Below are 12,557 nucleotides of genomic sequence, written 5' to 3'. Positions count from 1 at the left end.
CAGGTTCGGCGGATAGGATGCTGCCGATGAAGGTATTGATCACCGGCGGCGCCGGGTACATCGGCTCGACCGTGGCGACGGCCTGCGAGGAGGCCGGCCACGAACCCGTGGTGCTCGACGACCTGTCGACGGGACTGCGTGCGTTCGCGCACGGGCGCCCGCTGTACGTCGGCGATATCGCGGACGCCGCCGTGCTCGATCGCGTGCTCGCCGACCACCCCGACATCGACGCGGTGGTGCATTGCGCCGCCCGGATCGTCGTGCCGGAGTCGGTGGCCGACCCTCTGGGGTACTACGACACGAATGTCGGCAAGACGATCGTGCTGCTCGACCGGTTGCGCCGGGCGGGCATCGAGCGCATCGTGTTCAGTTCCTCCGCCTCGGTCTACGCGGGCGAGAGCGGCGAGGGCGTCGACGAATCGGGGACCCTCGGCCCGGCGAGCCCGTACGCCATGACGAAGGCCATGGTCGAGCGCATCCTGGCCGACACAGCCTCTGCGGGCGGCATCCGCGCGATCGCCCTCCGCTACTTCAACCCGATCGGTGCGGACCCCCGGTTGCGCACCGGACTGCAGAATCCGCGCCCCTCGCACGCCCTCGGCAAGATCATGCAGGCGCGCGCCGACGGTGTGCCGTTCACGATCACGGGCGTCGACTGGCCGACGCGCGACGGCTCGGGGATCCGTGACTACATCCACGTCTGGGATCTCGCGCTCGCCCACGTCGCCGCCGTCGAGCGGTTCGACGCGATCGTGCCGGGCGACGCTCCGTACCGCGTCATCAACGTCGGTGCAGGGGAGGGGGTGACGGTGCGCGAACTCGTGGCGGCGTTCGAACGTGTGACGGGAGAGCCGTTGCCCACCATCGAGGCGCCGCGCCGTCCCGGCGATCAGGCGGGGGCGTTCGCGCTCGTGGAACACGCTGAGGAGCTGCTCGGCTGGCGCGCCGAGCGCTCGGTCGACGACGGTGTGCGCGACGCGCTCGCGTGGGCCGAGAAGCTCCCGTCGGTCCTCTGAACCTCAGCTCTGCGGTCGCAGGGTCGGTATGGTCCCGGTGTGGGTGGCGTCGATGTTCTCGCGCCACGATCGCGACTGTCCGGCGCGCAGCGCGCAGAGCACGAGCAGGAACCATCCGGCCCCCGACAGGGTGAAGCTCTCGAACATCGAGTCCACGGCGAGCGTGATCAACACGATCGGCGTCCACGCGTAGACCACCGACCGTCGCACGCTCGCGACCAGCCACGAGCGCACCACGGCCACCCCGCCGAGCACGAGGAACAGGGCCAGTCCCGCCGAGCCGAGCTGGAGGAGAACGTCGAAGAACGCGTTCAGCGCGCTCTGGTGCCGGTCGTCGAGCAGGAAGTTGATGTAGGTGAACGGGTATTCGCCGCGCGCCCACGGGCCGAACCACCCCCAGCCCTCGATGGGCTTCAGCGCGACGAAGTCGAGGATCTCGTTCCACAGACTGGCGCGGATCGAGAAATCCGATCCGGCATCGAGCCAGGCGATGATGCGGTGACGCAGCACGAAGGCGACCACCAGCGAGATCGCGACCAGCACGCCCAGCGTCCACTGCACGATTCCGCGACGGGCGGGCGGGGAATGCCGCACGAGCGTGAGCGCCGCGGTCACGACGCCGACCGCCGCCGAGAGCACCACGACGGTGGGGGACGCGGAGAGGAAGGCGAGCAGCGCGCCGAGGGCGATCGACGGGACCGCCACGGCGCGCCCCACCGACTGCGTGCGCCATTCGATCACGAACGTGATGAGCGCAATCACCGCGACGAAACCGAGCATGTTCCGGCTTCCGAACACGCCCTGGATCGGTCCCCCCTCAGCGATCCGTCCCTCGATCGCCAGCGCCGCGAACGGGACGTCGAGCAGGATGCCCGAGACGATCTCCAACAGCAACGAGAGGGCGAGCAGCGCGCGGAGGGCATCCCCGAGGGCGCGAACGGTCTGCAGCGTGTCGCGTACGTGCCCGACCACGAGGGCGAGGAAGGCGTACCCGAACAACGCGAACCATCCGAGCAGCGTCTCGGTCTTGTCCGTGGTCCAGATGAGGCTGAGGAGCGCCCACGCGAGGAACGCGTACAGCGAGAACGGGGCGAGACGCAGCGGCGAGAGCTCGTCGCGACGGACCCAGAGGATGGCGGCGCCGAGCGCGCAGAGCACGATCACCACGGTCGCGAGCGTGACCGTCGACGTCAGTCGCTCGAGGGCGAACGATCCCAGCGCGGCGAGCAGCACCGCGAGGGTGAACGCACGCGCCATCTCGACGGAACCGAGCAGGCGCCCGAGGGGGTGCGCTGCGCTCACGGCACCCGCCGAGCGGCCGTGCCGCGCTCGATGACCTGCTCGCGTTCTCCCACGCCGACCAGCGGGACGGACTTGATCTTGAAAGTGAGCACGACCAGCAGCAGCCAGCCCCACAGCATGATCGGCGTCGACTCCGAGAGCCCCTGCACGAGGAGCACGATCGTGAAGAGGATCGGCAGCAGCGTGAGCGGGGAGTAGTCGCGATCGGCGTCGAGGTCCCAGCGTGGGCGGTCGACAGCGAAGAACCACGACCTCCAGAGGAGCCCGGCGTAGGCCAGGGCCATGAGGAGCACTCCGATGACGCCGAGTTGGAGGAAGACGTCGAGCCACATGTTGTGGGCGTGGAACACGGAGATGCCGTGGTCCTCGATCCACCCGGCGAACGCCGGGTCCGCGACATCCCAGGGGCTCGAGAATCCGTTGCCGGCGATCGGATGCTGCACGGCCCGCTCGAGCACCTGGCCCCAGATCTTGTCGGAGCGGCCGGTCAGGTCGGCGCTGCGCCCGAGGAGGCCGAGCAGCGGCTCGCGCAGGAGCCAGGCGACGGCGAACGCCGCTGCGGACCCGCCGATGGCGATGACGTAGACCCGTGTGCGCGCGTTCGGCGTGCGGGCGCGCCGCATGGCGAGGGCCGCGACCAGGGCCAGCGCGGCGACGGCGGCGCAGACGAGCGCGGTCGCCGATGCTGTGCGGAAGAGGAAATAGGCGGCGAGCAACATCCACAACGCGAGGGTCGTGCGCCAGCGTGCCCGCGCGGCGAACAGCACGCCGAAGGTGATGAGCGCGAACAGGGAGATGATCGCGAGCACGTTCGCGTTGCCGACGATGCCCTGGATGCGTCCGCCGTCGAGCAGGTTGTCGCGCACCCAGTACCACTGCGGGTCGATCTCGCCGTCCGGTCGGTCGAAGAAGTTCGGGAGCAGGGGCCCGTGCACCACCAGCGAGACCCACAGCTCCAGGGCGAGCGAGAGACCCAGGATCCACTTGAACGCCGACGAGAGGGCGCGGACGATCTCGCGCCACGTCAGCACATGGGCGATGAAGAGACCGTTCACGGTGACCGCGGCGAGGAGCAGGCCAGTGACGATGGTCGGGAGGCGCCACTGCGACCACGCGACCGACACCAGCGCCAGCACGGTGTACGCCACCGCGCTCCACGGGAGGCGGCGCCAGCGGAAGGGCTGAGGCCGGTTGCGCGCGAGGAGGGGCACGCCGATCGCCACGGTCGACAGCGTGAGCACGACGAGCACAGCGGCAGCGCCGCCGCGCCCGACGAGGTTGTAGATCGCGCTGTGCGAGAAGGTCGCGAAGATGATCACGATGACGTAGCCGCGCAACAGCAGATGGCCCGTCGACTCGCGCTCGGGGGCGGTCGGCGCGGGCGCTGCCGGATGCTTGGTGTACTGGGCCATCGCGATCAGGCTACCGCGCGCGGCCCGTGCGTCGCTGAGCGGCGTCGCCCGGCCCTACGCTGGGGGTCATGCTGCTTCGCCTGACGAACGTCCCCCGCGACTACGCCTGGGGATCGACCACGCTCCTCGCCGCGCTGGAGGGCCGCGGGCCCGCCGACGCGCCCGAAGCGGAGGTCTGGTTCGGCGACCATCCCGGCGACCCCGCCGACGTCGACGGCGGCGGAACGCTCGACGCGGTCACCGGGGAGCGCCTTCCCTACCTCCTCAAACTGCTGGCGGCCGCGCAGCCGCTGTCGATCCAGGTGCATCCGACCGTGGAGCAGGCCCGCGCGGGGTGGGAGCGTGAAGCCGGTCTCGCGATGGATGCCCCGGAGCGCAACTACCGCGACGCGAACCACAAGCCCGAGCTGCTGGTCGCGCTGAGCGACCGCTTCGAGTCGCTCAGCGGGCTCCGCCCGGTCGACGAGACACTGGCGCTGCTGGACGGTCTGCCCGATGAGCCGGGCGTGCGCGCGCTGCGCGACCGCCTCAGCGGCTCGGGAGACGTTCTGCGCGACACTCTGCGCTGGCTGCTCGACGGTTCCGCCGGAGAGGCGGTCGACGGCATCATCGACGCCGTGCGCGCCGCAGGCAGCGATGCCCCGGCATCGGTGCAGGCCGTCGCACGGATCTCCGACACCTACCCGGGCGACCCCGGTGTCGTCGTCGCGCTGCTCATGAACCACCTCGTGCTGCGACGCGGTGAAGGCGTGTTCCTCCGGGCCGGGCTCCTGCACGCCTACCTCTCGGGTCTGGGAGTGGAGATCATGGCAGCGAGCGACAACGTGCTGCGAGGCGGGTTGACCCCCAAGCGTATCGATGTGGCGGAGCTGCTCTCGGTGGTCGATTCCTCGTCGGGGTCGGTGCCCGTACTCCGGCCGGCGGCCGACGGCCCTGTCACCCGGTACGAGGTGCCGGTGCCGGACTTCGCGCTCCGTCGCGTCGAGATCGATGCGGAATCGGTGGAGATCGAGGCCGAGGGACCGACCATGGTCCTGGCGACCTCGGGAGAGGTGGCCGTGAGCGCCGGGGGAGAGCGCCTCTCTCTGCAGGTGGGGACGGCGGCTTTCCTCGACGCGCCCGACGGGACCGTCACGCTGACCGGGGTGGGCGAGGCGTTCGTCGCCGGCCCCGGGCGCTGACCGCTGCGCGCCGGAGCGGGCGACCCCGTCGCGGGAGCGACACGCCGATGAGCCGTCAAGAACCTTCAAGACCGAATTGAGGGTTTACGATCCGCAACTTGACCCGGACGAATGACACGGGTGTAATTAGGTGTGCACGGCCCGGAGGGGGGCGCACGAGAGGGTTTGGAGGTCGAGATGACGGGATATCGATCCGACGTACCGGAGAACTGGTTCGTCGATCCGGTCAACCTCGGAGTGCCCGGCGTCCGCCGGGCCGAGACGGACGACGACAACGCTCTCGCCTGGCAGACCGATGCCCTCTGCTCGCAGACGGACCCGGAGGCGTTCTTCCCCGAGAAGGGCGGATCCACGCGTGACGCGAAGCGCATCTGCACCTCGTGCGATGTCCGGGGAGAGTGCCTCGAGTACGCCCTCGCCAATGACGAGCGCTTCGGCATCTGGGGCGGTCTCTCCGAGCGCGAGCGTCGCAAGCTCAAGCGCCGCGCGAGCTGAGGCCGCGGGCGAACGAGCCGGTTCTCCGTGGAGCGAGAGCTTCGCGGGCGCGCCGAGCGGGCTGACCGTGCGCGTGCATCCTGCCGCATAGGCTGACCACGTCATGCCAGCCCGAGTACACGCCATCATCGTCGCGCGCACCGGCCCCTCCGCCCGCGCACAACTTCTCCGCACCCTCGAGGCTCTCGACGAGCAGACAGTCCCGGTCGCCGCCGTCACACTCGTCGTGTGCGGAGACGCATCGACCGCCCGCACCAGCGAGACCATCGCCCGCTCGGTCGAGGGGATCATCGAAGCGCGGCCGTCGACCTCCTTCGCGGATGCCGTCGCGCTCGCCTCTCCCCGCGTCGCGGAGGGGAGTGCGGTCTGGCTGCTCGCCCACGACACGGCCCCCCACCCCCGTGCCCTGGAGCGGTTGGCCGGGATGCTCGAGCGTTCCCCGTCGGCGGCGATCGTGGCGCCCAAACTGGTCGCCACCGACGACGACCGCGAGATCGTGTCGCTCGGCGTCACGATGACCACGCTGGGGCGCTCGGTCGAGCTTGCCGCAGGCGAACTGGACCAGGGTCAGCACGACGGTCGCGACGAGGCGCTCGCCGCTGACGTGCGCGGACTCCTCATCCGCAGCGAGGTCCGCGAGGCCCTCCGGCCCGACCCCGCTCTCGCCGGAGCCGACGAAGGGCTCGATCTCGGTGTCCGCGCGCGGCTCGGCGGTGGGCGCGTGGTGATCGCGCCCGGGGCACGGGTCTCGGTGTCGCCCGACGGTCCGGCGGCTCTCCCGCGCGCAGGTTCGCGCCGGGCCTACGTCACCCGACTTGCCCAGCTCCACCGGCGGCTCGCCTACGCATCCCCGTTCGTGTTGCCCCTGCACTGGCTGAGCCTCCTGCCGCTGGCGCTCTGGCGGTCGATCCGGCACCTCGTGGCCAAGCGCCCCGAGGCCGTCCTCCCCGAGTGGGGTGCGGCGCTGGTCGCCATGGCCCGCGTCGGTGCCATCGCGCAGTCGCGTGCGCGCATCCGTTCGTTCCGCACGTCGTCCTGGGCGAGCATCGCGCCGTTGCGCGCGACGTCGTCGGAGCTCCGGCGACGGCTGGACGACGGCCACGGGAGCGAGGGCGGAGCATCCGGCGAGTTGCACTTCTTCTCGGGAGGCGGCGCCTGGGCCGTCCTCACGGCACTCGTCGTCGGCGTCGCCTCCTTCACGAGTCTCCTGGCCTGGCCCGCACTCGGAGGCGGAGCGCTGCTGCCGCTGCGTCAGACGGTGTCGGCGTTGTGGGGCGACGCCGCGTGGGGCGCGCGCGGCCTGGGGATCGACATCGTCGGTCCGGCCGACCCGTTCGCGGGTGTCATTGCGGTGCTCGGCTCGCTCTGGCCGGGCGCCCCCTCGTTCGCCATGGTTCTGCTCTGGGTGCTCGCTCTTCCGCTGGCCGTGCTGGGCGGCTGGTTCGCGGCCACCCGCGTCACCGATCGTCCGGGCCTGCGGATTTTCGCCGGTGTGGTCTGGGCTCTCGCGCCGACCTTCCTGACCGCGCTGGTCGACGGACGACCCACCGGGGTCCTGGTGCATCTGCTGCTGCCGTGGCTCTTCCACACGGCTGCGGTGGCGCACCGCTCGTGGGGCGCCGCCGGCGCCGCCTCGCTGCTGCTCGCCGCCGTCGCCGCCTGCTCCCCGTCACTCGCACCGGCCCTCCTGCTGCTCTGGCTCATCGCGGTGGGCATCACGCTCGGCACGGCGCAGTTCCGCGGCGCGGTGCGATTGCTGTGGCTCCCGGTGCCGGGGGCCGTGCTGTTCGCGCCGCTCGTCATCTGGCAGCTGGCGCACGGATCGGTCCTCGCGCTCCTCGGCGACCCGGGCCGCGTGTGGGCGGGACCGCAGGCCGGCGCCGATGCGGTGGGCCGCTCGGCGCTCGCGACGGGCTTCCCCGCGTCGGACCTCGGCGGATGGCTGGAGATCCTGCCGGGCCCGGTGGCGGTCTGGGCACCCGTTCTCTGCGCGCCGCTCGCCCTGCTCGCTCTGGGCGCGGCGGTCGCGCCCCGCTGGCGTGCCGGCATCACTCTTCTCGTGGTCGCGCTCGCCGGCCTCGTAACCGCGTTCGTCGTCGTCGGCGTGACCGTCGGTTTCACCCAGGGTATGCCGGTCGCCGTCTGGCCCGGAGCCGCCCTCTCGCTCGCGTGGGCCGGCGTCGTCGGAGCATCGTTGGTGACGCTCGACACCGCGCTCACGCATCCGCGGGTGCGTGCCGCAGCAGCCGTGGTCGCGGCGATCGCACTCGCGGTCTGCGCCGTTCCGTCCCTGACCGCCCTGCACGCCGATCGCTCCGTGCTCACGGATGGTCCGGTGTCGACCTTGCCCGCGTACGTCGCGGCGCAGGCGTCCGGCGACCGGCCGGTCCGCACGCTCGTGCTGACCCCCCAGAACGACGGTGGCGTCGCCACGGAGGTGGTGTGGGGCGCGAGTGAGACGCTCGGCGCGCAGACCACCCTTCTGAGCACTGCGGAAGACGTGGTGGGCGCCGACATCAGCGAGTTGGCGGTCGATCTGCTGTCGGCACGCGAGTTCGACGCGGCGGGCAGCCTCGCCGAGCAGGGTGTCAGTTATGTGCTGCTCGCCCACGTCGATGGCGACGAGTCCGATCGGGCACGCGCCCTGCGCGGCTCGGCGACCACGGCGATCGATCAGCGCCCCGACTTCGTGCACGCCGGCACGACCGAGCGGGGTGTGCTGTGGCGCATCGAGGCGGAGCCCGCCGCTCCCGCGGCGATGACGGAGGGGGAGCACCGCCAGGCCGGGTTCTTCATCACGCTGCAGCTCGTGGCGCTCCTCGCCGCTCTTCTGCTCGCTCTGCCCACGCGCGCCTCGCGTCGCGTGGCTCGCGCGCGGTCCCGCATCGTCGGCCGGGGCGCCGACGAGCCGCTCGTGCTGCCCCGCCGCATGGAGGAACGTCTCGCGGAGGGCGACGACAGTCTCGTCCCGTCCGAATCCATCGAGCCGGCCGAGGCGGAGGTCGAGCCGGCCGAGACGAGTGACGAGCCGGCCGAGGAAGAGGTCGAGCCGGCCGAGACGAGTGCCGAGCCGGCGGAGGCGGAGGCCGAGGCGTCTGCCGAGGCGGGCTCCCAGCCGTCGGACGTCGCGCGAGACGACCCGCAAGTCATCGAGAACCGACCCGAAGGGGAACAGCGATGAGTCGCGCTCAGACCTTCCGACGGGTGGCGACCGGTGCCCGCATCGCGGTCGGCACCGTCGTCGCCGGCGCCTGCGCCACGGGTGTCGTGCTCGCGATCCACGCGCCCTGGCCCGCGCTGTCGCACGAGCCGGCGCAGGTCGACGTCGTGCCGCTCGCCGGTGATCCCGTGCTCGCCTGCACGGGCGACCTGCAGGCGCTGGGCCGCGACTCGTCCGACCCGCTCGCACTTCGCTCCGCAGGAGCTTTCGATCTCGTCGTCGGGGGCACGGCCGGCGACCCTGAGCAGACGGCGATCACCGCTCCCGACCTGGTCGACGGAGGCGAGGTGCCTCGGCTCTCGGACAGGGTCGACGGCCGCTCCGCACCGCTCATCGCCGGCGCCGAGTCGATCACCGCCTCCGCCAGCGACCTGGCGGGCTTCGCTGCCGCACCCTGCGGAGAGGCGCGGCTCGAGTCCTGGCTCGTCGGAGGGAGCGTGGCGACCGGCACGAAAGATCTGATCGTGCTCACGAACGCCTCTTCTGTGACCTCGACCGTCACGCTGTCGGTGCACGGGGAGAGTCGCAGCAACCGTACACTCGTGATCCCCGCGCGCACGCAGACGACCCTCCCGCTCTCGTCGATCGCCGCGGGCAACACCTCGCCGGTGGTGGAGGTCGTGGCGCAGGGGGCGCCGGTGCGAGCCGTTCTCCAATCCTCCTTCGTGCGCACGCTCGACCCCGCGGGGATCGATCTGCAGGATGCCGTAGCCGCTCCGCAGCGCTCGGTCGTCGTACCCGGTGTGCAGGTCTTCGACGGCGAGGGCGATGACGCCGACCTGACGGTGCTGCGGCTGCTGGCCCCCGACGACGAGGGGTCCGCGGCCGTCACGGTGCGCCGCGTCGGATCGAGCACGGCCGCCCAGGAGTTCACGGTTCCCCTCAGCGCCGACGTGCCGACGGATGTCTCGCTCCGCGATCTCGCCGCCGGCTCCTACACGGTCGACGTCGTGTCGGAGGTCCCTGTGGTGGCGGGCGTGCGGCAGCAGAACGGCTTCGGCGCGGGGTCGGACTTCGCGTGGAACACCCCCGCGTCGGAGATCGCGAGCGAGGCTCTGTTCGCCGTTCCCGAGGGGCCGGCCGCGCGGGTGCAGCTCGTCAACCGCGGCGACGCCGACGCGACCGTCGAACTCGCGGCTGTCGGCGCGGAGGACGGCGAACAGGTGACCGTGCCGACCGGCGGTTCGATCGACGTGGACGTCGAGGCCGGAACGGTCTATCGCCTGACGACGAAGGGTGCAGTGCACGCCGGGGTGGTGATGTCCGGCACGGCGGCGCTGGCGACGTGGCCGATCGCGCCCAGCGCCGGTGCCGAGGGCAGCATCACGGTCTATCCCTGACGCCTCGGCTCAGTGGTCGTGACCGAGGTCCCAGGGCTCGCGCCCGATGTACTCCGCCGCGGCCCGGAACACGGCGCTCTCGATGGCCATTCTCCGATGCGCGTCATCGTCGTGCCCCGGAGGGAGCAGGCGCTCGATCGGCAGTCGGAACAGCACGATACGCTCACGTTCGCGATCGAGGAACCAGCGCGGCACCTCGTCGCCTCCGTCGAAACCGGGCATCGAGCCGATCTCGAAGCGCACACTCTGCAGTTCGGGCCAGGTGCCGCGCAAGAACTCCACGGCGGTGCCGACCGCCAGGTCGAACCGGTCGAGACGTCCGTCGAGCGGCGCGAGCGGGGGTCGCACGACCTCGCTGCGGCCGAGGCGACCGTGACGCCCGTGACGAGCTCCGCGGCGGGAGGCGGCGGGGGCGGCGGCTCGGCGACGGGGCATGAGGAGAGTCTAGGCGGTGTGCCGGCGGTGCTCGGCGTGCCGTCCGAGCGGGCCTGGTGGTCCGGGCATAGCCTGACGGAGATGGATGGAAGACTCTGCTCGAAGGTCGCCTGCGCCCGTGAGGCGGTCGCCACGCTCACCTACGATTACGGCGACAAGATGGCGGCGCTGGGTCCGCTCGCGCCGGCGTCGCAGCCGCACGCGCACGACCTGTGCGCACCGCATGCCGATCGGCTCTCGCTGCCGGCCGGGTGGCTCGTGGTGCGGCACGAGGCGCTTCGCGCCTGAACCGCGCGCCCCGCGCCGCGTCGCGCGGGCGTGACGCTCAGACGCCGACGCGGCGGCCGGTCAGGCGCTCGGCGCGCTGATCCGCCGTCAGCAGCGCCCGCCGCTCCCGCTCCCGTCGGATGACCGACATCGCCAGCAGTACTCGCTCGGGGGCAGCCGCCGGCATGGGGGAGACGAAGGCGGATGCCTCGGAGAGCAGTTCCGCCGCGACCCGCGCGCGTGCCCCGGGCATGAGCTGCGGCGCCCGGACGAGGAACTGCGAGATGCGTCGCGCCAGACGGTCGGGGAGGCGGGCGACGTCGGCGACCTGGGCCCACGCGGCCAGCTCCGGCGGCATCACCGGAATGCTCTCGACGAGCGCGGGAGTGCGCACGCGCTGGCTGTACGTCCCGGCGACGAGGTCGCCGAGGCGTTGCGAGCGCGCGGTCAGTGCGCCGCTCAGCACGGCGAACCCGCCGAACGTCACGTAGATCTCCACGACCCCGAGCAGCCCACGGATGAAGGCGTGACGGAAGCCGGTGGCACCTCCGTCGAGACGCACGATACGGCCGCCCACCGCCAGCTTTCCCAGGCTGCGCCCGTGCGTGAGCATCTCGATGGCGATCGGCACGACGAGGAAGCTCGTGACCAGGGCGGCGATGCTCGCGATGCGATCGGTCGCCTCGGTCATCACCCCCGCGTCGATCAGCCACGTGCGCAGGAACAGCCAGAGGATGAACAGCCCGTAGCCAACCGCCATGTCGATGAGAGCCCCGAGCGACCGCATGAGGAAGCCGAGCGGCTGCGCGCCGATCGCTACGGCTTCGCCGGAGAGGACCTCGTCGGACGTATCGATCGGCGCGGACATGAGTACAGTAAATCAGGTGGACGCCGATGCACTGACCGATGCGCGCCGGGCCGAGTGGGCACGTCTCGACGAGCTCAGCAAAGCCCGCTTGGACGGCGACGGCGTCGACGAGCTCATCGTCCGCTATCGCGCCGCCTCGGCCGACCTCGCCGAGCTCAACACCTCCGTCGGAGCATCGCCGCAGGGCGACTACCTGTCGACGATCCTCGTCCGAGCGCGGCTGCGGCTGACGGGAGCATCCGACAGCATCCTCACCCAGACGGCGCGCTTCTTCGTCGACCAGCTCCCCGCTGCGCTCTACCGACTGCGGTGGACCACCCTCGCGATCGGCGCGGGGTTCCTCGCGATCGCTTTCGGCACCGCGTTCTGGATCGCGAGCGATCCGGCGCTGGTGGCCACGCTCGGACCGCCCGAGGCTCTCCAGCAGTATGCCGACGAGAGCTTCACCGGCTACTACACCGAGAACCCCGCGGCCGTGTTCATGGGGATGGTCTGGTTCAACAACGCCTGGATCGCCATGCTGTGCGTGATCATGGGGGTGACCGGCATCTTCCCGGTGTTCTCCATGGTCACCAACGCGATGAACGTCGGGCAGGCGGGCGGAATCATGATCGCCCACGGCCAGGGCGAGGTCATGCTGCTCTACGTCCTTCCGCATGGGATGCTCGAACTCACCTGCCTGTTCGTCGCTGCTGCGGCGGGCCTGCACATGTTCTGGGCATGGGTGGCACCGGGAGCACGGACGCGCGGCGAATCGCTCGCGGCGCAGGGGCGCGCTCTCGCCACCGTCGCGATCGGCCTCATCTTCGCGCTGCTGCTGGCGGGGCTGGTCGAGGGCTTCGTCACCGGCTGGGCGCTGCCCTGGCCGGTCAAGATCGGCATCGGTGCCGCCGCGCTGGGCATCTTCCTCTTCTACATGCTCGTTATCGGCGGGCGCGCCGCGCGCCGGGGGGAGACCGGCGACCTCGTCGAGTTCGAAGCGGGGACGCCGCGCCTCCTCGCCGGCTGACGCGGCGGGTTG

Annotated in this window: 11 protein-coding genes; 7 read left to right on the top strand and 4 right to left on the bottom strand. The window is 71.5% G+C overall.

Features of this window, described 5'->3' with window-relative positions; all coding sequences use genetic code 11:
* Positions 1-26 precede the first annotated feature (26 nt).
* Positions 27-1,016, top strand: coding sequence for a UDP-glucose 4-epimerase GalE (gene galE / locus AC3A3J_RS12535; RefSeq protein WP_487672584.1), 990 nt, complete (start codon positions 27-29; stop codon positions 1,014-1,016).
* Between the two features lie 3 nt (positions 1,017-1,019).
* Here galE and AC3A3J_RS12530 read toward each other — a convergent pair whose 3' ends face one another.
* Together AC3A3J_RS12530 and AC3A3J_RS12525 are read right to left on the bottom strand one after the other, a co-directional pair.
* Positions 1,020-2,318 (bottom strand): O-antigen ligase family protein, encoded by a 1,299-nt coding sequence (locus AC3A3J_RS12530; protein ID WP_487672583.1) that lies wholly within the window; start codon positions 2,316-2,318, stop codon positions 1,020-1,022.
* Complete coding sequence (locus tag AC3A3J_RS12525; RefSeq protein ID WP_487672582.1) at positions 2,315-3,730, bottom strand: O-antigen ligase family protein; 1,416 nt, start codon at positions 3,728-3,730, stop codon at positions 2,315-2,317. Before AC3A3J_RS12525 ends, AC3A3J_RS12530 begins: the two co-directional genes overlap by 4 nt.
* Positions 3,731-3,798: 68 nt before the next feature.
* On the opposite strand from AC3A3J_RS12525, the gene manA reads away from it, so the two are divergent.
* The 4 genes from manA (at position 3,799) to AC3A3J_RS12505 (ending at position 9,966) form a co-directional block, all read left to right on the top strand.
* Positions 3,799-4,911 carry a mannose-6-phosphate isomerase, class I gene (manA, locus tag AC3A3J_RS12520; RefSeq protein WP_487672581.1) on the top strand — a complete coding sequence of 371 codons (1,113 nt, stop codon included), beginning with the start codon at positions 3,799-3,801 and terminating at the stop codon, positions 4,909-4,911.
* Between the two features lie 177 nt (positions 4,912-5,088).
* Positions 5,089-5,406 carry a WhiB family transcriptional regulator gene (locus AC3A3J_RS12515; protein WP_487672580.1) on the top strand — a complete coding sequence of 106 codons (318 nt, stop codon included), beginning with the start codon at positions 5,089-5,091 and terminating at the stop codon, positions 5,404-5,406.
* Between the two features lie 103 nt (positions 5,407-5,509).
* A complete protein-coding gene (locus AC3A3J_RS12510) occupies positions 5,510-8,587 on the top strand; it encodes a glycosyltransferase family 2 protein (RefSeq protein WP_487672579.1) in 3,078 nt (1,025 codons plus the stop codon).
* A complete protein-coding gene (locus tag AC3A3J_RS12505) occupies positions 8,584-9,966 on the top strand; it encodes a DUF5719 family protein (RefSeq protein ID WP_487672578.1) in 1,383 nt (460 codons plus the stop codon). The genes AC3A3J_RS12510 and AC3A3J_RS12505 overlap by 4 nt, the downstream gene beginning before the upstream one ends.
* 9 nt (positions 9,967-9,975) lie before the next feature.
* Here the strand turns inward: AC3A3J_RS12505 and AC3A3J_RS12500 are convergent, their stop codons facing one another.
* A complete protein-coding gene (locus AC3A3J_RS12500) occupies positions 9,976-10,401 on the bottom strand; it encodes a metallopeptidase family protein (protein WP_487672577.1) in 426 nt (141 codons plus the stop codon).
* Positions 10,402-10,482: 81 nt separating this feature from the next.
* Here AC3A3J_RS12500 and AC3A3J_RS12495 point away from each other — a divergent pair, with 81 nt between their 5' ends.
* Positions 10,483-10,689, top strand: coding sequence for a DUF3499 family protein (locus AC3A3J_RS12495; protein ID WP_314646548.1), 207 nt, complete (start codon positions 10,483-10,485; stop codon positions 10,687-10,689).
* A gap of 37 nt (positions 10,690-10,726) precedes the next feature.
* Here AC3A3J_RS12495 and AC3A3J_RS12490 read toward each other — a convergent pair whose 3' ends face one another.
* Positions 10,727-11,536: an RDD family protein gene (locus tag AC3A3J_RS12490; protein WP_487672576.1), complete on the bottom strand. Its 810-nt coding sequence runs from the start codon at positions 11,534-11,536 to the stop codon at positions 10,727-10,729.
* Between the two features lie 16 nt (positions 11,537-11,552).
* On the opposite strand from AC3A3J_RS12490, the gene AC3A3J_RS12485 reads away from it, so the two are divergent.
* Positions 11,553-12,545: a stage II sporulation protein M gene (locus AC3A3J_RS12485; protein ID WP_487672575.1), complete on the top strand. Its 993-nt coding sequence runs from the start codon at positions 11,553-11,555 to the stop codon at positions 12,543-12,545.
* Positions 12,546-12,557 lie beyond the last annotated feature (12 nt).

This window comes from Microbacterium sp. Soil_N32, assembly GCF_057655505.1.
This window is presented reverse-complemented; position numbering and strand designations above follow the sequence as displayed.